The sequence below is a fragment of the Paenibacillus sp. J31R122 genome (genome assembly GCF_056269185.1).
The window spans coordinates 158,895-179,166 of record NZ_JBWDNM010000015.1 but is presented as its reverse complement, the minus strand read 5'-3'; the positions used below and the strand labels follow the sequence as shown (position 1 = coordinate 179,166).

At 45.3% G+C, this 20,272-nt stretch carries 19 protein-coding genes; 17 read left to right on the top strand and 2 right to left on the bottom strand.

What is annotated here, in order from left to right:
• Positions 1–18: 18 nt before the first annotated feature.
• From AC0YN7_RS23310 to AC0YN7_RS23280, 7 genes are all read left to right on the top strand, one after another.
• Positions 19–1,371, top strand: a complete 1,353-nt coding sequence (locus AC0YN7_RS23310) for an amidase domain-containing protein (RefSeq protein ID WP_475812418.1) — start codon at positions 19–21, stop codon at positions 1,369–1,371.
• Positions 1,372–1,470: 99 nt separating this feature from the next.
• The gene (locus AC0YN7_RS23305) at positions 1,471–2,586 is read left to right on the top strand and encodes a D-alanine--D-alanine ligase (RefSeq protein WP_475812417.1); all 1,116 of its coding nucleotides are present in this window, start codon (positions 1,471–1,473) and stop codon (positions 2,584–2,586) included.
• Positions 2,587–3,404: 818 nt separating this feature from the next.
• Complete coding sequence (locus AC0YN7_RS23300; protein ID WP_475812416.1) at positions 3,405–3,722, top strand: hypothetical protein; 318 nt, start codon at positions 3,405–3,407, stop codon at positions 3,720–3,722.
• 3 nt (positions 3,723–3,725) lie between these two features.
• Positions 3,726–4,751 carry a UV DNA damage repair endonuclease UvsE gene (uvsE, locus tag AC0YN7_RS23295; RefSeq protein ID WP_475812415.1) on the top strand — a complete coding sequence of 342 codons (1,026 nt, stop codon included), beginning with the start codon at positions 3,726–3,728 and terminating at the stop codon, positions 4,749–4,751.
• A gap of 109 nt (positions 4,752–4,860) precedes the next feature.
• Positions 4,861–5,679, top strand: a complete 819-nt coding sequence (locus tag AC0YN7_RS23290) for a sulfite exporter TauE/SafE family protein (protein ID WP_475812414.1) — start codon at positions 4,861–4,863, stop codon at positions 5,677–5,679.
• Between the two features lie 103 nt (positions 5,680–5,782).
• Positions 5,783–6,637, top strand: a complete 855-nt coding sequence (locus AC0YN7_RS23285; protein WP_475812413.1) for an inositol monophosphatase family protein — start codon at positions 5,783–5,785, stop codon at positions 6,635–6,637.
• A gap of 76 nt (positions 6,638–6,713) precedes the next feature.
• Positions 6,714–7,874 (top strand): PQQ-dependent sugar dehydrogenase, encoded by a 1,161-nt coding sequence (locus AC0YN7_RS23280; protein WP_475812412.1) that lies wholly within the window; start codon positions 6,714–6,716, stop codon positions 7,872–7,874.
• 143 nt (positions 7,875–8,017) lie between these two features.
• Here the strand turns inward: AC0YN7_RS23280 and AC0YN7_RS23275 are convergent, their stop codons facing one another.
• Complete coding sequence (locus AC0YN7_RS23275) at positions 8,018–9,337, bottom strand: glutamate-1-semialdehyde 2,1-aminomutase (protein ID WP_475812411.1); 1,320 nt, start codon at positions 9,335–9,337, stop codon at positions 8,018–8,020.
• An 83-nt stretch (positions 9,338–9,420) separates the two neighbouring features.
• A complete protein-coding gene (locus AC0YN7_RS23270; protein ID WP_475812410.1) occupies positions 9,421–10,476 on the bottom strand; it encodes an LCP family protein in 1,056 nt (351 codons plus the stop codon).
• 506 nt (positions 10,477–10,982) lie between these two features.
• On the opposite strand from AC0YN7_RS23270, the gene AC0YN7_RS23265 reads away from it, so the two are divergent.
• The 10 genes from AC0YN7_RS23265 to AC0YN7_RS23220 all read left to right on the top strand — a co-directional run bounded on the left by AC0YN7_RS23265 (position 10,983) and on the right by AC0YN7_RS23220 (position 20,192).
• The gene (locus AC0YN7_RS23265; RefSeq protein WP_475812409.1) at positions 10,983–12,008 is read left to right on the top strand and encodes an ABC transporter ATP-binding protein; all 1,026 of its coding nucleotides are present in this window, start codon (positions 10,983–10,985) and stop codon (positions 12,006–12,008) included.
• Positions 12,005–12,799: an ABC transporter permease gene (locus AC0YN7_RS23260; RefSeq protein WP_475812408.1), complete on the top strand. Its 795-nt coding sequence runs from the start codon at positions 12,005–12,007 to the stop codon at positions 12,797–12,799. The genes AC0YN7_RS23265 and AC0YN7_RS23260 overlap by 4 nt, the downstream gene beginning before the upstream one ends.
• Positions 12,800–12,804: 5 nt before the next feature.
• Positions 12,805–13,596, top strand: a complete 792-nt coding sequence (locus AC0YN7_RS23255; protein ID WP_475812407.1) for an ABC transporter permease — start codon at positions 12,805–12,807, stop codon at positions 13,594–13,596.
• A 69-nt stretch (positions 13,597–13,665) separates the two neighbouring features.
• Positions 13,666–14,160 (top strand): thioredoxin-dependent thiol peroxidase, encoded by a 495-nt coding sequence (bcp, locus tag AC0YN7_RS23250; protein ID WP_475812406.1) that lies wholly within the window; start codon positions 13,666–13,668, stop codon positions 14,158–14,160.
• 237 nt (positions 14,161–14,397) lie between these two features.
• Positions 14,398–14,928 (top strand): DUF4358 domain-containing protein, encoded by a 531-nt coding sequence (locus AC0YN7_RS23245; protein ID WP_475812405.1) that lies wholly within the window; start codon positions 14,398–14,400, stop codon positions 14,926–14,928.
• A gap of 5 nt (positions 14,929–14,933) precedes the next feature.
• Entirely contained in the window at positions 14,934–16,316 is a 1,383-nt protein-coding gene (locus tag AC0YN7_RS23240; protein WP_475812404.1) for an MBOAT family O-acyltransferase, read from the top strand.
• A gap of 21 nt (positions 16,317–16,337) precedes the next feature.
• Complete coding sequence (locus AC0YN7_RS23235; protein WP_475812403.1) at positions 16,338–17,486, top strand: DHHW family protein; 1,149 nt, start codon at positions 16,338–16,340, stop codon at positions 17,484–17,486.
• A gap of 142 nt (positions 17,487–17,628) precedes the next feature.
• On the top strand, positions 17,629–18,633 hold the full coding sequence (locus tag AC0YN7_RS23230; protein WP_475812444.1) for a methionine ABC transporter ATP-binding protein: 1,005 nt from the start codon (positions 17,629–17,631) through the stop codon (positions 18,631–18,633).
• Positions 18,630–19,289 carry a methionine ABC transporter permease gene (locus AC0YN7_RS23225; protein ID WP_475812402.1) on the top strand — a complete coding sequence of 220 codons (660 nt, stop codon included), beginning with the start codon at positions 18,630–18,632 and terminating at the stop codon, positions 19,287–19,289. Before AC0YN7_RS23230 ends, AC0YN7_RS23225 begins: the two co-directional genes overlap by 4 nt.
• A gap of 48 nt (positions 19,290–19,337) precedes the next feature.
• Positions 19,338–20,192, top strand: coding sequence for a MetQ/NlpA family ABC transporter substrate-binding protein (locus AC0YN7_RS23220; RefSeq protein WP_475812401.1), 855 nt, complete (start codon positions 19,338–19,340; stop codon positions 20,190–20,192).
• Positions 20,193–20,272: the final 80 nt, after the last annotated feature.

Genomic DNA, 20,272 nt, shown 5'->3' with positions numbered 1-20,272 from the left:
GTTCAGGGAGGGATTGCGATGCCGCGAACGGGTAACCGGGGACCAGGCAATCAGGTTCAAAAGCGTAATCAAGCGTCGACAAAACCGATAACGTCAGGGAGGCACCCGCAGCAGAAGGTCACCGAGAATGCTGCACAGAAGCTGCAGGTGCTGCCCGTGAACAAAATGGAGCGACAGTCTGATCAAATAAATCAGCAGCATAGTCAGCAAGAGCGGGAGAATCAGACACCTCTACCATTAAAGCAAGGTTCACATAAAGATTCACAGCAAAATCACCCTCCTAAGATCAAGCTAAATTCACTTATGCGCTCGTCGGATTACAACCAACATGATCAAGTAGGCAAGCTGCAGGGCTGGAAATCAGCTGTTCATCGCTATGTGAGCTTATACAATCAAGCGGAAACAGAGCAGCATGCCGCGGTACTTGTTGATTTTGTTACGGATGCCGATCATTGTGATCGCCTGCGCAACAGGCTGGGGCGGCTGCGTGAACGTGATTTGCTCAGAGGAGCGATTCCAGCAGGCAGTGAAACTAAAGCAGAGCTTATTCGCGTGAATGAGTCGCCTAATGAGGTTTCGGTGCTTATCCGACTGCATATTAAAAGACGGATGGAACAAGCGGGACGTTATTATATGGAGGAAAGATCCGAATATGAACGTCTCTGGCTTTACTCCCTCGGCGGCGGCTGGGATGTCATGCGCGTTGAACCGCTTATTGCTGAGCGAAGGCCTCGATTCGGTACATCCATGGATAATTGGATGACTGTAGAAGATTATTTTGAACCATTTGGTGAAAGGCCCTCACCATCAACACCATACTTAAATTATGACCTAATACCGCAATTCAAACACGGTGCTAGAGCAATTCATTACAGGAGAGATTTGGCTGCTGCATATGCAGACCGTTGGTGGAACGAGGGAAACCCCGCTTTTGAGCTTTTTGAGGTAAATTGCACCAATTATGTGTCGCAGTGTGTCTTTGCAGGTAATGCTCCTATGAACTATACTAGTAAAAGGGAATCGGGATGGTGGTATAAGGGTCGCAATAAAGGCAGCGAATGGTGGAGCTTCAGCTGGGCTGTGTCAAACGCGATGACTCATTATTTGTCAGCACCAAGAGCATCAGGGCTGCGTGCAGAAGTCGTTCATTCTGCTGCTGAGCTTCAGCTCGGTGATGTCATCACGTATGATTGGAATGGTGATAATCGATTCCAGCACAGTACAATCGTAACCGCTTTTGATTCATACGGTATGCCGCTCGTTAATGCGAATACTGTTTCCAGCAGGCATCGTTATTGGGATTATCGTGATTCCTATGCTTGGACGGAGCAGACCAAATATCGGTTTTTTCATATTGCTGATCTTCAGTAAACTTTATAGAATTAACTAAGTTATAAATGATATGAATTGAAAATTAATACGCGACATGTGATAGCAGTTGTGAAATATTATCGTACCGGAGGATATGCCATGAAAAGCAAGATTCGAGTTGGTTTAGTATACGGGGGGAAATCGGGAGAGCATGAAGTCTCTCTACAGACTGCTTTTGCTGTGATGGGCGAGTTTGATTACAGTAAATATGAAATCAAACCTTTTTATATTTCGAAACAAGGCAAATGGAATACAGGCGATATATGGACAGCACGCCCAGAAAGCGTAGAACAGCTTCGCTATGAGGAGAGCGAGGCGAAGCAAACGGGCTTCGCGCTCGCTCCATTGTTTGATAGCTTGAATGGAGAAGGCCCATCAGCTGGCAATGAACCGCAAATTGACGTAGTATTTCCGTTGTTGCATGGAACGTTTGGCGAGGATGGCACCATTCAAGGACTGTTTGAAATGGCTAACATTCCATATGTAGGAGCAGGGGTTCTCGCTTCCGCCGTCGGGATGGACAAGATAATAATGAAAAAAGTGTTCGCGCAAGAAGGGCTGCCGCAATGTGTATTCCGCTACTTTAACCGTACGCAATGGGAGAGAGACTCTTCATTCTTCATCATGGAGTGCGAAGTATCACTTGGATACCCTTGCTTCGTGAAGCCAGCCAATTTAGGATCAAGCGTTGGCGTATCTAAAGCAAGAAACCGCGAGGAATTAATTGCAGCCGTTAATTACGCGTTACGATTTGACCGCAAGGTTATCGTGGAAGAATTCGTCGATGCTCGTGAAATCGAAGTCGGCGTGCTTGGCAATGATGAAGCGAAAGCATCCGTGCCAGGTGAAATCGCACCGTCGAATGAGTTCTACGATTACAAGGCTAAGTATATCGATGGAAAGTCGAGCATGATCATTCCAGCAAGCTTGTCCAAAGAATTAACAGACTCAATCCGTGAAATGGCTGTCCGCGCTTTCCAAGCGATTGATGGCTCCGGCCTGTCACGCGTAGATTTCTTCCTTCGCAAATCAGACGGCCAGCTTTTCATCAACGAAGTGAACACATTGCCTGGCTTCACGCCATTCAGCATGTATCCACTCCTGTGGAAAGAAACCGGCATTCCATACAAAGTGCTCCTAGATAACTTAATCAACCTAGCTCTTTCCCGCCATGCCGACAAGCAACGTATCGACTTCGTAGGCGACGAAGCATAAGTTCTGCAGTAAATTAGTTTGGAATTAGTTTCAGAAAGTTAAACTAAACACAAAAAGCTCCGCCCCAGCACTGAATTAGTTTCAAAAAATAGCACTAATAACATCAATACACTAGCACTCATTGCCAAAAGGAGCATGCAGTTTCAAAATTTGAAACTACTGCTCCCCAGTAACAGTCTCGTACCAACATAAGCTCAAAAAGTGAAACTAAAACAAACTAATTACATACAACAGGTCGCGCTCCTCTGTCGCAGTCCGAGCTCAAACGTTACCCAGCTGTTAAAGTAACATCAGCGCCCCAAAAAAAACGTATCCCGCAGGGATACGAAAGCGACTAGCACTAAAAGACAGCAAACACACACCTCGACAGCTCTAACGTAACTCAGGTGTACAAGCAGCACGAGCGCCCCAAAAAAACGTATCCCGCAGGGGTACGAAAGTGTCTTGCACGAAAAGGCAGCAAACACACATCGTTACCTAGGTGTACAGGTAACAAGAGCGCACCAAAAGTAAAGCGTGTCCAAAGGACGAAAGCGACCCACCACAAAAGGTAGCTAACACGCACCTCTGTATCTCTATCGTTACTCAGATATATAGGTAACACGAGCGCTCCAAAAGTAAAGCGTGTCCCAAGGGACGAAAGCGGTCCACCGCAAAAGGTAGCTAACACGCGCCTCTGTATCTCCTACGTTACTCCATTTGCGGGTGTCCAGAGGGCGGCAGCCCCTCGGGGCCCTCCCTTGGAAGGGAGGGTTTGGGTGGGTTCGAAAAGCCTTTGAAGGCCAGGGTAGAATTTCCACTGAAAGGAGGGAAAACAAATGGGTTTCGCAACCGAATTTAATTCAGTGTGCAAATTTAAGTCTGAACAAGAGCTTTATGAATTGTTGGAGTACGGGAAGGGCAAAATGGTCAAGAGCGGCTTTCGTGTATATCCAGTTGGACAGAAGGTATTCGCATACACACCTTCCAACGAAGCAATCGCGATTGTCCGCATCTCAGCTTCCACCGCTGAAATTAACTTTCAAGGTGAAGAAGTTACGGGAGTGGAGATGGAGCTTGTGAGAAAGTTGACCGAGGAAGAAGCAAGAATACAGACGGCGCTTGCATTTGAAATGTTTTTTGGAGAGCAGGCTTAGACGATGATTGTAAGATTCGGCTTCGTTGCTATGAGCTTACAGCTTGAAAATGCCTCGCCTTCCAAAACGATGACTTTCGCCAGTTTCTCTAAGCTAAGCGATAGAGAAGCTGGCATACGTAAGCTGGAAAAAATTGCAGAAGAAAACCTTCGTAATTCGTTACGTATTATGAAGCACGCTAAGGCTAGTGGTATTCAAATGTATCGACTTTCATCAAAGCTCATTCCACTAGCTACCCATAGCGATTTGGATGATTGGAGTCCTTTTGAGGCACTCGAGCCAGCCTTCAAGGAAGTCGGAAAATTTGTTCAAAAGCACGAGATGCGGGTTTCTTTCCACCCGGATCATTTTTGTGTATTCAGCACACCGCGCCCAGAGGTGCTTCGAAATTCTGAGCTCGATCTTCTGAACCATGTTCGTATGCTTGAAGCAATGGGGCTTGGTGAGGAATATAAATGCAATATACATATCGGCGGGGCATATGGCGATAAACCTGCAGCAGCGGAGCGATTTATTCATCAGTTCAGCAAGCTGTCCCCTCGGCTTAAGAATCGGGTTACTCTGGAGAATGACGACAAAACCTTTAATACGCGTGAGACGCTAGAGGTGGCAGAGGCTGCTAATATACCTATGGTACTCGATATTCATCATCATGCGGTTAATACAGGAGACATTGAAGAGGACGAGCTGTACAATACGTTTTGGCCACGCATAGACCGAACCTGGCAGCGTGAGCGGGATCGACTTGGGTATCAGAATGCGAAAGATCTTCCTCCGAAAATCCATGCCTCCAGCCCCAAAAGTATATCTGATCCGCGCGGCCATGCTAATTTCGTGGATCCGGAGCCGCTTATGCGATTTTTGCGGCGTGCTGCTCGTACAACTCCTTATATAGATTGTATGCTGGAAGCCAAAAGCAAAGATGAAGCCTTAATGAAGCTCATCGAGGATTTGAAGGAATTAGAAGAGCAAGGGCATGGCGTTAAAGTTCTGGATGGTGGAAGTATAGAAGTAATGCAATACGAATAAGGATCGTGTTGGCACCGTCAAGCATATGACTTGTCGGTGCTCTTGTATGTCATTCGATCTTCGCAAACCGACATACACGATTTTGAAATAGAAAGTGGTGATTATTGTTATGGAATGGGTACTGTTTGTACTGTTAGGTGTTGTAGCCGCGATGTTCGGTAGTATTGTTGGGCTAGGCGGAGGCATAATAATTGTTCCAGTACTGATGCTGCTCGGTCCGGTGCTGACGGGAGACACGATTGAGCATTCGACCGCGGTAGGTGTATCTTTAACCGTGTTAGTCGTTACAGCACTTTCTTCTACACTAGCATATACAAAAAGAAAAATCGTCGATTTTCGCAGTGGTTGGTTATTTTTTATAACGAGCGGACCAGCTGCGGTGATTGGTTCAGCTTTGACGGGCTTAATACCTGCTGGACTTTTTCAATTAATATTCGGATTTTTTATGTTAGGCATGGCCGGCTTATTAATTGCGCGAGACTACATGAAACCGTTTTCGAAGGAATGGCCGATTGTACGTACATTAACGGATGCTAAAGGACAAGTACATACTTATAGCTATGGCCTGGCTTCCGTACTGGCAATTGGATTCGGCGTTGGTCTCATATCGGGTCTCTTCGGAATTGGCGGCGGTTCTCTGTTTGTTCCGCTCATGGTGCTTTTGTTCAGATTTCCTCCGCATGTGGCGACCGCGACCTCAATGTTTGTTATATTTTTATCATCGATACTTGGTAGCGGGATGCATATAGGGCTCGGTGAGATTGATTGGATGCTAGTGCTCGCATTAGTGCCAGGAGCTTGGATAGGCGGAAAATTAGGAGCGGCAATTGCTGTGAAAATGAGCGGCAAAGGCTTGCTTTGGTTATTAAGAATTACTTTATTATTATTAGCAGGACAATTAATCATTGAAGGATTGAGATCATTTTGATATGGTGGTCATAACCAATTGTGAAACTTGTTAGAACAGGGAACGTATCAACCTTGAGCATGAACATTATTTTCAGAATATATAGAGGGAAGAGTGATGGATCATGAGTGATCAGAACAACGCTTCCGTAGTAGGCGGGAAAAGCTTTACGGCTGTAGCAATCAATTGCGCGTCGAAGGCAGGAGAATGGATAAAGACGAAGCTTGGTAATTACGCAAGCCTTGATATAAAGTATTCGACACATGATCTTGTTACTGAGGTCGATAAAGGTTCAGAACGGTTAATAAAAAATTTAGTTCTGACTCATTTTCCACATCATTCCTTTCTTGGTGAAGAGGGCGTAGAGCCAGGTCCTGAGGCTTCGACTCGCGCGCTTGAAAATGTACGTGACGCTGAATATTTATGGATTGTCGATCCGATTGACGGCACAACCAACTTCGTGCACGGCTTTCCGTATTTCTGTGTATCGATTGCGCTGGCGCATCATGGTGAAGTAATTGTCGGTGTAGTCTATGATCCAATGAAGGATGAGCTGTTTGTGGCGGAGAAGGGTAAGGGAGCTTATGTCCATGGCAAGCGGATGCAGGTGTCTAAAGAAAATACATTGAGCGACAGCTTGCTGGCGACAGGCTTGCCGGCTGAACGCGATTATGCTCTGTCATTAAATCTTAAAGGGATCCAAGCGATCGCACCGCAGGTTCGCAACCTTAGAATTGCGGGGTCTGCAGCGCTTCATATGGCGTATGTAGCTTCGGGCCGACTAAGCGGGTTTTGGGAAATTGGGCTAAGCAGCTGGGATGTGGCAGCAGGAGCGTTGCTTATTAAAGAGTCAGGCGGAGTTGTAACGGATACACTCGGTAAGCCTTACGATTTAGGTGTGCGGAATGTCGCGGCATCAAATGGACTTATTCAAGATGAGCTCATTTCTTCGCTTGCTGCAGCAGAAGCTAATATGTAAATAATAGAGGACAACGTACCGCGAATACTCGCAGGAACGTTGTCCTTCTCTATATAAAAGGGGTAATGATAAGATAATGACGACCACAAAAGGAATGACTGTCCTTGTCATGCTGATGATGCTGACAGGGTTATTTGCAGCATGTGAGCAAAATGATCCTTCGACCTCTATGAATCTGCCAGTAAATACATCAACGGACTCACCGTCTAACACTACTCTGGATGAGCCAACTGCTGAAGAGCCTATACAATCGACCGAGCCTGCCGCGGCATATGAGGTATTGGCTCAGGGACTGCGCGTGCCATGGGTTATTGCCTTTGATGGAGACATCATCTATATCAGTGAACGGGAAGGCAGCATTGTGAAGGTGGATGGCAAGGAAACAAGCCGCCAATCGGTTCATTTGCTCAAAAATGTAATGCATCAGGGAGAAGGAGGTTTATTAGGCCTTTTGCTGGCACCGGATTTCAAGCAGTCGAGAACGGCCTATGCGTATCACACGTATGAGGAGAATGGCGAGCTGTTCAACCGTGTTATTTTGATCAAGCAAAATGGCGATCAGTGGGATGAAGTGAAGGCTTTACTAGAGGGGATTCCGGGTTCCTCCAATCATGATGGCGGCAGAATGGCAATCGGCCCTGATCAGATGCTCTATGTTACAACAGGAGATGCGCAGCAGAGGGAGCTGGCACAGAATCGTAACCGCTTAGCAGGCAAAATATTGCGAATGACTCTAGACGGCAACGTTCCTGACAGCAATCCTTTTCCGAGATCTTATGTATATTCCTATGGTCATCGCAACCCGCAGGGTCTTGCATGGGATGCTGACGGAGTGATGTGGAGCACAGAGCATGGTCCGTCAGGAAGACCAGGAGGGCATGATGAAATTAATAAAATAGTAGCGGGTGGAAATTACGGCTGGCCGAGCATCTATGGGAACGAGCAGCGCAAAGGGATGTTATCGCCGGTATACCATACAGGGGAGATAGCAATTGCTCCTTCTGGAATAACGATCGACGCAAATAATCGCTTGCTGATCGCGTCTTTGCTGGGCAGTGCTCTATACCGATTTGATCCGGATACGAATGTGATGGAGGTGCTGTTTGAGGGTGAGGGCAGGCTGCGTGATGTGAAGATGAAGGGTGACGTCATCTATGTCATTACCAACAATACGGATGGGCGAGGGACACCTTCAAAGACGGACGATAGACTGCTGCTGTTAAACAAAATTAAGTAGAGTTAAAGTGATTAATAGATGACCAAATAAAGCTTATTTCAAATTGCTATAAAGAAACACCCGCTCATCTGACCGCACAAGGCAGTGATGAACGGGTGTTTTTACTGTGAAAATCCATTTTTCATTCATTCGAGATATCAATTTTATTGTGTAGACAAACGAGAGAAAGCGTAGTTAGCGGCTTTAATTGTCTCATCGATGTCGGCTTCTGTGTGGGCTGTTGTCATGAACCAAGCCTCGTATTTGGAAGGCGCTAGGTTAATGCCTTGGTCAAGCATCAGTCGGAAAAAGGCGCCAAACCGCTCACTGTCCGTATCCTGTGCTTCCTCATAGTTTGTAATCGGATGATCGCAGAAATGGGCAGAGAATGAACCGCGAATTTGATTTATAGTGAGCGGTATTTGATGTTGGTCCGCTGCTGCTTGAAGACCCGCAGCAAGCTTTGCAGCGAGCGTGCTCATTCTGTCGTAAATGCCGGGCTCCTGCAGCAGCTCTAAGCAAGCGATGCCGGCAGAGATGGAAGCAGGATTGCCTGCCATTGTGCCAGCTTGATATGCAGGGCCGAGCGGTGCGACCTGCTCCATAATTTCTTTACGACCGCCGTAAGCGCCAATTGGCAATCCGCCGCCGATGATTTTGCCAAGCGCGGTGAGGTCTGGCTCAATCGCTTGGAGATCAGGAAAGGCAGCATAGGTTTGAGCTGCGCCATAATGAAAACGGAAGGCGCTAATTACTTCATCATAGATAACAAGTGCGCCAGCCTCGCGTGTGAGCTTGCAGAGGCCTTCCAGATAGCCTTCATGCGGCATAACCATACCGAAATTACCAACGATCGGCTCGATCATAACAGCGGCCGTTTCGTTGCCCCAACGCTTGAGTGCAGCCTTCAGCGCATCCAGATCATTGAAGGGTACAGTGATCACTTCGTTTGCAATGCTTGCCGGTACGCCAGCGCTATCGGGAATGCCAAGTGTAGAAGGACCGGAGCCTGCGGCAACAAGCACTAAATCGGAATGGCCGTGATAGCAACCTGCGAATTTAATGATTTTGGCGCGTTTCGTATAAGCTCTAGCTACGCGTATCGTTGACATAACCGCTTCTGTACCGGAGTTGACGAAACGAACCTTATCAAGTGAGGGAATAGCCTGCTTTAGCATACGCGCAAGCACGATCTCCAGCTCTGTAGGTGTTCCATAGAGTGTGCCGTTTTGCGCGGCTCGAACAATTGCTTCGGTAATATGTGGATGAGCATGCCCGGTAATGATAGGGCCATAAGCAGCTAAATAATCAATATATCGGTTGTCGTCAACATCCCAGAAATAGGCGCCTTCGCCTCGTTTCATAAATACAGGTGCACCACCGCCGACTGCCTTGAAGGAACGGGAAGGGCTGTTTACTCCGCCAACGATATGCTGCAGCGCCTCTTGATAAAGTGATTCCGAGTTTGGTCTTTGTACATTCATTGCATGTAATCTCCTTATTAGCAACAAAATACATGCAACAAGCAAAAGCTGTCGCATGTATTTGTTGTGTTTATTAATAGCTGCTATCGAGCTGAGCTAGTAGTTGATTGGTCTGAGTTGTTGCTTGCAGCTCCATCAGTAGGCACAGCTGATTCTGTTGGAACTGGAATTGTGACGTCGGACTCAAGAGTCATCTGAACATAAGACCGAAGATCATCTTCATCGGTGATACCTATTACAGATGCGCCGCCAACCTTGTCCTCGGCAATTAATTCCATAGGAGGTATTTGTGTTGTTCCAGCTACATGACTTTTCACACCAAGCTGTCCAAGCTTGAGCATGTCAGGAACCGTAAGGTTCATTGAAACATAGGGCTGAACGCTTTCTAATATTTTTTTCATGTTTATAATGTTCCATGACGATTGCAATTCCTTAGCCACAGCTTGCAGGAAGTTGCGTTGGCGCTCGGTACGCGTAAAGTCACTCATTGCATCATGGCGAAAGCGTACATACTGCAGCGCTTTGTCGCCGTCAAGCAGCTGGTAGCCTTTTTTTAGATCAATGTCGTAACGATTGCCGTCCGCATTATCGGTATAGTGCATATCTTTCTCGACATCGAAGTAAATGCCGCCGATCGTATCTATTAAGGCTTTAAATCCTTCGAAATCGGTATATACATAATATTGGATATCAAGTCCCAGCAAGTCACCGACCGTTTTCATCGCTAGAGGATAACTGCCGAGCGTTAATGCCGTATTGATTCGACCGTGTCCATGTCCTTCAATATTCACATACGTATCGCGAAGCACGGAGAAAAGGTGTGCTTTTTTTGTGACGGGATCGAAGGAAGCCACTAAAATGGAGTCTGACCTAGCTGGCTGTCCTTCTTCTACTCCTCGGGCATCACCGCCGAGCAGCAATATATTAACTCGCTCCTTGCCCATCCATTCGGGAATTTCAACCGTTTCTTCTTCACCATTGCCATTAACGATACCTTTTGGAGGATCACTGAATTTGTCCAATGCATTATATACACCGATACCCCAGTAGATCGCATAGGCTACAACTGCGGCTACAATAATACCAAGGCTTATATATAACCATTTCCATTTCTTTTTTTTATTCGTCTGTGTGCGCATTTCGTTAGAATTGCTCCTTTCGGTAATTGCATACTCAGGATAGTGTATTACGTTGCGCAGGGCTTTAAGCTGTATAATATCCCTACGTTTCATAAAGGATCAAAGTAATAAGAGCATTTGGATGAAGGGCTATACTTTGGTTCGACAAATTGCTACCTTAGCTTTGTTTCTTAAATTATAAGATTTTATAAGTATCACACTTATAATAGGCTTATAATTCACCGCGAAACTTTGCTTTGCCGCCAAGGACGGCGACAGCCGTTTACGCTTGAAGTTGAAGAGATTATAAGCTGGAAATGCAAATTAGGGCAACTATTTCTACGAATTACATTTTATTAACAGCTATTGTATGGCTGCGGCGTTTACGCATAACAATAACTCATGTATGATTACATATCATAAAATTATAAAGCTGAATGTTACTTAGAAGCAAGTTTTATCATTTTACGGACGAAAAGATCGCTATTTCCCAGGAAATGTCGAAGTGAGAGGGGATTTTGCACCACATGCTAGCTATTGATGTAAAAGATTTACGCAAGCAGTTCAATGTTCAAAAAAATCGTGAAGGATTATCCGGCGCTCTCAAAGACTTATTCAAGCGCGAATATACCGAGGTTACGGCAGTAAAAGATATATCGTTTCAAATTCCACAGGGTGAAATTTGCGGCTACATTGGAGAAAATGGAGCCGGTAAATCAACTACGATTAAAATGCTGACGGGTATTCTTGTTCCTACATCGGGCCATCTCAAGGTTAATGGCTTCGTGCCTTTCAAGGATCGAGAGAAGTTCGTAGGCGGAATTGGTGTTGTATTCGGTCAACGTTCCCAGCTATGGTGGGATATCGGTGTGATCGAGTCGTTTCAGCTGCTGCGCAAAGTATATCGCGTGTCAGAGCCAGACTTCCGGAAGAGATTGAATGAGCTAGTTGAAAGGCTGAATTTAGGGGATCTGCTTAATCGACCGGTTCGCAAGCTAAGCCTTGGACAGCGGATGCGCTGCGAGATTGTTGCATCGCTTCTTCATAATCCATCGATCCTGTTTCTTGATGAGCCGACAATTGGCTTAGATATAGTAGTGAAGACGGAAATTCGTGACTTTTTGCTACAAATGAACCGTGAGCAGGGAACTACGATTTTGTTAACGACCCATGATTTGCAAGACATTGAAGCGCTTTGCTCACGCGTCATTATGCTTGATGACGGACGTATTATTTATGATGGCGGTTTAGATGAATTGAAAAATCGTTGGAGCAAAGGACGCGAAATTCAGTTCACCTTTGCCGGACATACACCGCTGGATAGGCTGAAGCAGCTGACTGAATCATTAGATGTATCGTGGACGCTTGAAAATGACGTCACCGGTAAAATGTGGCTCCCCCACGCCGTTAATGTATCTGACGCGCTAGCCAGCGTTGTAGGCGGAGTTGAAATTCGTGATATCAAAATTATTGAAACGAACACGGATGATATTGTTCGCAGCATTTATCAATCCGGCTCGGCGTCCACACCCAAGGAGACGGCTAAGCTATGATGAGTGCTTATATTGATTTTATTCGCATTCGTTTTTTAACGATGCTTGCTTATCGCGTTAATTATTATAGCGGGATCATTATTTATGCCATTAATATCGGGGCGTATTATTTTCTGTGGCAAGCTATTTATGGAGACAAAGACACGTTAGAAGGGTTTACCGTAGCCCAGATGACTACTTATATTGCAGTATCATGGATGGCGCGGGCATTTTATTTTAATAATTTAGATCGTGAAATTGCGAATGAGATTCGTGATGGAAGTGTATCAGTGCAGCTTGTTAGACCCTATAACTATCTATTCGTCAAAATGATGCAGGGATTCGGCGAGGGACTTTTCCGAATGCTGCTCTTTATGGTGCCGGGTATGATTATTGTGTGTCTTATTTTTCCGGTTACTTTACCGACTGATCCGAAAGTATGGCTAGTGTATTTGGTCATGTTGTTTTTCAGCTTTCTTATTAACTCGCAAATTAATATATTGACCGGTTTGTTTGCCTTTTTCGTCGAAAATAATGAAGGCATGATGCGGATGAAGCGGGTTTTGGTTGACCTGTTTTCCGGTGTTGTCATACCTATCGCATTTTTTCCGGGCTGGCTGTCTGCCATTATGCAGTGGCTGCCATTCCAAGCAATAACGTATTTGCCAAGCTCCGTATTCACAGGACGGACGCCGCTGAGTGAGGTAGGACAGGTGCTGGGTCTACAAGTGATTTGGTTTGCTGTACTGTTAGTGCCGATATGGTGGACATGGCGCGTTGCTCGTAGACGTCTGTTCGTGCAAGGGGGGTAATAGAGATGAGATACGTTTCGTTATTTTGGGAATATCTAAAAAATTACGCAAAAACAAGGCTCACCTATCGTGCTGATTTCTGGGTCGAGGTGCTTTCCGATTTATTGTTTCAAGGGATGAACCTTATCTTCATTTTGGTCGTATTCCAGCATACGGAATCGCTCGGCGGCTGGTCAGAGGCTGAGGTAGTGTTCGTTTACGGCTTCTTTATGATTCCGTATGGATTGTTCAGCACTTTTTTCAGCATCTGGAATTTCAGCGAGCGTTACATTGTAAAGGGTGAAATGGACCGAGTCCTTACAAGGCCGGCTCATAGCTTGTATCAAGTGCTGCTTGAAAATATAGATCCGCCATCACTGATCGGCTCGTTTGTCGGGGCCATCATTATGGTATTATGCTGGACAGAGCTTAATCTGCCTTTTCAAATACTAGATGTATTGATGCTCTTGTTGCTTATATTCGGTGCAGTCTTAATTTATGCTGGCTTATATACGGCAATCAGCGCGATATCGTTCTTCTCGGACGCGCCGACCGGTATTGTTCCGCTTCTGTACAATATTCAAAACTATGGGCGGTACCCCGTCAACATTTATAATAAATTGATTCGATTTGTTCTGACATGGGTGCTGCCATTCGCATTTGTAGGTGTCATTCCGGCTTCCTATTTCCTCGATAAAAAATCGGATGATCTATCGCAGCTCGCGTTGCTTACACCTGTCATGGGAATCGTTGTATTCACGCTAAGTTTACTTTTCTGGAATTATGGCGTTAAACGTTACCGCGGAGCAGGCTCATAGAGTGGTATTGCTTGGCATCTTAATGGGACCACTATGACACCTTAATGGAGATAGAAAAGAGGTTTGGACATGACACAACTGCAAGTAGGAGAGATGGTCCCAGATTTCGAGCTTCAGGCATCGAATGGAAAGAATGTTTCTTTAAGTGATTTTCGTGGACAAAACGTCGTCATTTATTTTTATCCAAAGGATATGACGACGACTTGTATTCAGCAATCTTGTGACTTTCGAGACGTGAACTCAGAGTTAAGACGACATCATACAGTTATACTAGGCATTAGCGCCGATACGGTAAAGTCGCATCAACGGTTTATTGAGAAGAAGGAGCTACCGTTTCTGCTCCTGGCGGATACGGAGCGTACCGTGTGTGAGCAATATGGTGTTTGGCAATTAAAGAAGCTGTATGGCAAAGAGTACATGGGCATCGTCCGCTCGACCTTTCTGATCGACACAGAAGGTAAGCTGGTTCGGGAATGGCGCAAGGTGAAGGTGAAGGGCCACACGCAAGAAGTGCTCGACGCTGTTATACAGATGGAGTCTGCTGCTGGGAGCTCGTCATTATAATCCAGGTGAGACTTAGCTTGCCCAAACGAGCTTACAGACTCCGGATCTAAGGTGGACAAGTATTTAGGGAGCTGAAAGCACGAATTCGTGCTTTCAGCTTCTTTCCTATTCTAAGTGGGATAAAGGATTGCCGACGCCATCATTTGCTATAAGAAATTTAACTGCAACAATATCTTACCACTTTTCGTTTCTACTCTTTGAAAGACAAAAAAATAGACACCAAGGAGATTGATCACAATGAAGAAAAGCTATTTCGCATTTATCCTTGTTATTGCGCTAGGTTTGATGCTGACTGCATGCTCTGGATCGAACGGGAATTCGGGTACAAATTCCAATACATCGGGTAACAAAGAAGAGCAATTCGTTACGACAAAAACGACCAAAGAAATGGTGGACGGCATGCTTGCCAAGATCGAACAGCCGTCACTAATGGAAATGACAGCCGACATGATTAAGCAAATGTATTATATAGATCCTGCTTTGCTGGAACAATATACGGCTATGTCTCCGATGATGAGCGTTAAGACGAATGAAGTTGCAGTTTTTAAAGTGAAGGATGCTAAAGATATCGCGGCTGTACAAGAGGGAATTAAAAAGCGCGCTACAGATATTCAAAAAAACTTTGAAACTTATCTACCGGATCAATACGAAAACGCTAAAAACTATAAGCTTGTAACAAAAGGAAACTATGTATTTTTCGTAATTGCTGATGCAGCTGAAGTTGAAAAATTTGTAACGGAATTCGATTCCTTCTTCGAGAACAAATAACGAGTATGGTATTCAGCAGTCTACTCTTCCTATTTCTATTTCTCCCTGCTGTCCTGTTCCTTTACTTCGTGTCCCCGTGGCGAATTAAAAACTTCGTTTTATTCGCCACAAGCCTCGTCTTCTACGCTTGGGGCGAGCCGGTGTACATTGTCATTATGTTGATCTCCACACTTGCAGACTATAGCTTTGGATTGCTTTTAAGCAACCCAAAACGGAGCAGCATACAGCGGAAATCCATTGTTGTGACCTCTATCATCGTAAATTTATCCCTGCTAGGTTATTTCAAATATGCGGATTTCCTCATAAATAACGTGAACGGACTATTGGGTACACAAATTCCTTTAACCGAGCTTGCTCTGCCGATCGGGATATCATTTTATACCTTTCAATCTATGTCTTACATCATTGACGTTTACAGAGGTACGGCAAAGGCGCAACGCAACTGGGTCGATTTTGGAACCTTCGTCGCTTTGTTCCCGCAGCTGGTCGCAGGACCTATTGTTCAATATTCGACGATCGCCGAGCAATTGCGTCATCGCACCGTCGACATCGAGCTTTTTGCTGAAGGTGTGAGACGATTTATTATCGGTTTAGCGAAGAAAGTGCTGCTCGCAAACAATATTGGTCTACTGTGGCATACGATATCAGGAGCTAGTACAGGTACAATGCCGGCAATGACCGCGTGGCTGGGTATTATTGCGTTTGCTTTTCAAATTTATTTTGATTTCAGCGGATATTCCGATATGGCAATTGGGCTGGGCAAAATGTTTGGCTTCCGTTTTAACGAAAACTTTAATAGACCGTATACAGCACAAAGCATTACCGACTTCTGGCGACGCTGGCATATTTCACTCAGCACCTGGTTTCGAGATTATGTGTACATACCGCTTGGAGGCAACCGCAAAGGGCCTTGGATGCAGCTTAGAAACATTATGATCGTTTGGCTGCTAACCGGAATTTGGCATGGAGCGAGCTGGAACTTTCTGCTTTGGGGTTTATACTTCGGGGTTGTTCTTGTTTTTGAAAAATGGATTGGTTTAAAGTTTTTGCAGCGGATGCCTGCGTGGGTCCGTCATCTGTATGCCCTGTTTTTAATTTTAATAGGCTGGGTATTTTTCGCCTTTGAGGATTTATCTAATATGGGTGCTTATTTTGCTGCGATGTTTGGTGTTAATCATCAGCCTTTATGGAATGATGAGACGTTATATTTGTTATACACGAACGCGATTTTACTCATATTATTAGTACTGGCATCTATGCCGAAATGGAAGAGAGCTGGGACATTCAGCCCGGTTATTCAGCTTGGCTGGTACGCGGCGCTTTTCCTGATGTCGGTCGCTTATTTGGTAGATGCAACATTCAACCCGTTTTTATACTTCCGATTTTAACGGAGAAGGAGGCAAGCAGATATGAAAAAGAAGACAGATCGCATATTGGTATGGGGCTTCGTTAGTAGTTTGTTTGCCATGTCGCTATTATTTTTTTTGCTGCCGGTACAGGCATTCTCTGAGATGGAGAATCGTACTCTTCAAAAAAAACCTGAGCTAACATGGGAAAATATATGGTCAAAGAAATTTTCAGATGATACGGAAAACTACATAACTGATCATTTTCCTTTTCGAGCGAAATGGGTATGGTCGAAGTCGATGCTGGAGCAGCTTCGGTTGCAGCAAGAAAATAACGGGATATACAAAGGTAGAGAGGGCTACTTGTTTGAAAAGTTTGATGAGCCTGACTATACAGAAGTCGAGCTATTCACAGCGTCGGTAAACAAGTACGCGGAAAATCATCCCGATGTGAATATGACCTTCATGCTGGCCCCTACATCTATCGGTATGTATCCTGAACGGCTGCCGTGGCTGGCAGAGGCTTATCCGCAAACAAAGGTAAACAGCTTTATTGGCGAACAAGTTCAAGGCAGTATGTCGTTTATTGATGGTTTTGATTTTTTAACCGCCGCTGCTGACGAATCGAAGCCGATCTATTATAAAACCGACCATCACTGGACGACCTATGGCGCGTATTTGGCATACGTTGCTTACGCGGAGAAGATGGGCTGGACTCCTATTGCAGAGAAGGACTTTGATATCGAGACGGTCACTGAATCTTTTCTAGGAAGCTACCATACCCGGAGTCAATTCAGCGGTTTAAAGCCGGATTCTATTCAAGCCTATAAAGCGAAGAACGGTATTAAGACTGATATGTATATCGCGGATACGGATGAAACCTTCACCAGCATGTACGATACAAGCTACTTGGCGAAAAAGGACAAATACTCTTATTTTCTTGGTGGAGTACATGCTTTAATGACCCTTCATACGGATTTGCCTCAGGAGCAGGTAGATAAGGAAAAGCTGCTGGTCATTAAAGATTCCTACGCCCATAGCTTCCTGCCTTTTCTTACTCAGCATGTGAAGGACATCCATATTATCGACATCCGATACTACAACGGCAATATTAGCGACTATATGGAGGAAGAAGGGTTTGAAGATGTGCTGCTGCTATTTAATACGACGACCTTTATTACGGAACGTAATTTATTGAAGCTCAAGTATTAAGATCAAATATTATGCTGAACTAGTTCAGTATGTGCCTGTACGAAGAGTAAAAGTAAAAGTGTTGGATACAATAGGTGCAGGATCCATCCGTTTATTTATTACTTTCGTGTATCCTATTTCAGTGCAATAGGAGGTCATACAACTGATCAAGCTGCAGAACATTAGAAAATCATACAGTGTCGGGGCGGTTTCGACAGAGGCCATTCGAGATGTAACCTTGACGGTAAATAAAGGTGAAATATTCGGCATTATCGGTCATTCAGGAGCTGGAAAGAGCACGCTGCTTCGCTGCGTAAACATTCTTGAGCGTCCGACTTCCGGAACGGTGACAGTTGGCGATGTAGAGCTGACAGGATTGTCCCAAGGACAGCTGCAGCGCGAGCGGCAGCGAATTGGTATGATTTTTCAGCATTTCAACCTGCTGTCCATGTCTACTGTTCGCGACAATATCGCATTTCCGCTCCTTCTAGCGAAGCAATCTAAAGCGGAAATAAATAAGCGTGTGGATGAGCTGCTGAAGCTCGTTCAGCTTGAGCAGCATGAAGGCAAATATCCATCACAGCTCTCGGGAGGTCAAAAGCAGCGAGTAGGAATTGCTCGCGCGCTTGCGAATAATCCCGAGGTTTTACTGTGCGATGAGGCAACCTCGGCGCTTGATCCACAAACCACTCATTCCATTTTAGCGTTACTGCTCGATATCAATGCGAAGCTCGGCATTACGATTTTGCTCATTACTCATGAAATGAATGTGATTCGTTCGATATGCGATCGCGTAGCCGTCATCGATAAAGGTGAGATTGTGGAGATAGGTAAGGTGCTTCACGTATTTTTGAAGCCGGAGCATCCTGTTACCCGTGATTTTGTTGAACAGGTTACGGATAATGGAGCTGCGGGCCAGCTATTGGGCAGAGGTGCGGGGCGTCTGCTTAGGATGACTTATATCGGCAGTTTAACTTACGAACCGATCCTCTACAATGCCGTTAAACCGACATCCGTTCAGTTTGCTATTTTGCAAGGTACGGTTTCACGTATGAAACAGACTCCTTACGGTCAACTTATCGTTGAGCTCATCGGCGACGTGGCAGAGATAGATGACGTCATTGCCGTTCTGCGCAAGGAAGGTCTGGAGGTGGAGTCGTTAGAATGAGCTTTGAAAATGTTTACTGGCCCGAAATAGGGGAAGCTGCGAAGGATACGCTGTACATGTTGGCGGCATCACTGGTGTTTACGATTGTATTTGGTTTGATTCTCGGTGTGATCTTATTTTTAACCGCGCGGAAACAGTTGCTGGAACAGCCCTTTGTCTACGGTGTGCTTTCCTTTATCGTCAATGTGCTGCGTTCGGTGCCGTTTATCATTTTAATGATTATGATTATGCCAGTTACGAAATGGATTACAGGTACGTCGCTAGGGGTAGAGGGTTCGATACCTCCTCTGGTTGTCGCGGCAACGCCATTTTTCGCGAGGCTGGTGGAAACATCGCTGCGGGAGGTGGATCGCGGTGTTATTGAAGCAGCTCAAGCTATGGGAGCATCCAAATGGGATATCGTCCGGCGCGTGCTGCTCCGTGAAGCGAGTCCTGGCCTAATTGCGGCTGTAACGATAACAGCTGTAACACTTGTCTCGTATACGGCGATGTCGGGTGTGATCGGGGGAGGTGGTCTTGGGGACTTGGCGCTGCGTTACGGCTACCAAAGATTCCAAACGGATGTCATGCTCGTAACAGTTGTGCTGCTTATCATTCTTGTTCAGCTGCTGCAAACGGCAGGAGATAGTCTTGTACGCCGCTCCAGTAAGAAATAACCAAATGGATTGCAGCTCAGAGGAAATAACATCATCGGAGGAATAGTTATGAAAAAAATGAGCGGTGTCATTACTATAATGATCGTAATGCTCGTTATGGCGGCATGCGGACAAGCCAATAATGGCGGAAAAGATACAAGCGGTAATAAGAGTAACCCAGGAGCGGGCGGTGAAGCACCGGCTGAGGTCACGTTAAAGGTAGGAGCGACCCCAATTCCACATGCGGAAATTTTGACATTCGTGAAGCCATTGTTAGAAAAAAAGGGCGTCAAATTAGAGGTTCTAGAATTCAATGATTATATTCAGCCTAACATGCAGCTTAACGAAAAACAGTTGGATGCCAACTTCTTTCAGCATTTGCCATACTTAGAGCAGTTTAATAAGGAAAGAGGCTACAAGTTAGTTAACGTAGCAGGTATCCATATAGAGCCGTTCGGAGCGTATTCCAAAAAAGTAAAAAAGATCGAGGAACTGAAAAATGGAGCAAAGGTAGTCATCCCTAACGATCCATCCAATGGTGGTCGCGCGCTTGCGCTCATGGAGGTAAATGGACTAATCACGCTGAAGGAAGGCGTTGGCGTAAATGGCACAGTTGCTGATATTACAAAAAATCCAAAAAAACTCAAAATTACGGAAGTGGAAGCAGCCACTCTGCCTCGTGTATTCGATGAAGTTGATCTGGCGCTTATTAATACGAACTATGCTCTCCAAGTGGATCTTGTACCAGCTGAGGATGCTTTGTTTATGGAGGGGAAAGATTCTCCGTACGTGAACATTCTTGTAGCGCGACCAGACAACAAGGATTCCGACGCAATGAAAAAGCTTATTGAAGCGCTCCGTTCGCCAGAAGTGAAGAAATTTATAGACGAGAAATATAAAGGAGCGATTGTCGCTGCTTTTTAAAATAAATAAAGTATAGGCTTTATCCAACGGAAATAGGAAGCGTATCTATCCCAAATAGGGCGGAGGCGCTTCTTTTTTTT

Bases quoted from the DNA above. Each gene is read 5' to 3' on its own strand.
- AC0YN7_RS23300 (WP_475812416.1), top strand. From the start codon at position 3,405: ATGGGTTTCGCAACCGAATTTAATTCAGTGTGCAAATTTAAGTCTGAA.
- AC0YN7_RS23255 (WP_475812407.1), top strand. From the start codon at position 12,805: ATGAGATACGTTTCGTTATTTTGGGAATATCTAAAAAATTACGCAAAA.
- AC0YN7_RS23265 (WP_475812409.1), top strand. From the start codon at position 10,983: ATGCTAGCTATTGATGTAAAAGATTTACGCAAGCAGTTCAATGTTCAA.
- AC0YN7_RS23225 (WP_475812402.1), top strand. From the start codon at position 18,630: ATGAGCTTTGAAAATGTTTACTGGCCCGAAATAGGGGAAGCTGCGAAG.
- AC0YN7_RS23310 (WP_475812418.1), top strand. From the start codon at position 19: ATGCCGCGAACGGGTAACCGGGGACCAGGCAATCAGGTTCAAAAGCGT.
- AC0YN7_RS23270 (WP_475812410.1), bottom strand. From the start codon at position 10,476: ATGCGCACACAGACGAATAAAAAAAAGAAATGGAAATGGTTATATATA.
- bcp (WP_475812406.1), top strand. From the start codon at position 13,666: ATGACACAACTGCAAGTAGGAGAGATGGTCCCAGATTTCGAGCTTCAG.
- AC0YN7_RS23245 (WP_475812405.1), top strand. From the start codon at position 14,398: ATGAAGAAAAGCTATTTCGCATTTATCCTTGTTATTGCGCTAGGTTTG.
- AC0YN7_RS23285 (WP_475812413.1), top strand. From the start codon at position 5,783: ATGAGTGATCAGAACAACGCTTCCGTAGTAGGCGGGAAAAGCTTTACG.
- AC0YN7_RS23240 (WP_475812404.1), top strand. From the start codon at position 14,934: ATGGTATTCAGCAGTCTACTCTTCCTATTTCTATTTCTCCCTGCTGTC.
- AC0YN7_RS23280 (WP_475812412.1), top strand. From the start codon at position 6,714: ATGACGACCACAAAAGGAATGACTGTCCTTGTCATGCTGATGATGCTG.
- AC0YN7_RS23235 (WP_475812403.1), top strand. From the start codon at position 16,338: ATGAAAAAGAAGACAGATCGCATATTGGTATGGGGCTTCGTTAGTAGT.
- uvsE (WP_475812415.1), top strand. From the start codon at position 3,726: ATGATTGTAAGATTCGGCTTCGTTGCTATGAGCTTACAGCTTGAAAAT.
- AC0YN7_RS23290 (WP_475812414.1), top strand. From the start codon at position 4,861: ATGGAATGGGTACTGTTTGTACTGTTAGGTGTTGTAGCCGCGATGTTC.
- AC0YN7_RS23220 (WP_475812401.1), top strand. From the start codon at position 19,338: ATGAAAAAAATGAGCGGTGTCATTACTATAATGATCGTAATGCTCGTT.
- AC0YN7_RS23260 (WP_475812408.1), top strand. From the start codon at position 12,005: ATGATGAGTGCTTATATTGATTTTATTCGCATTCGTTTTTTAACGATG.
- AC0YN7_RS23275 (WP_475812411.1), bottom strand. From the start codon at position 9,337: ATGAATGTACAAAGACCAAACTCGGAATCACTTTATCAAGAGGCGCTG.
- AC0YN7_RS23305 (WP_475812417.1), top strand. From the start codon at position 1,471: ATGAAAAGCAAGATTCGAGTTGGTTTAGTATACGGGGGGAAATCGGGA.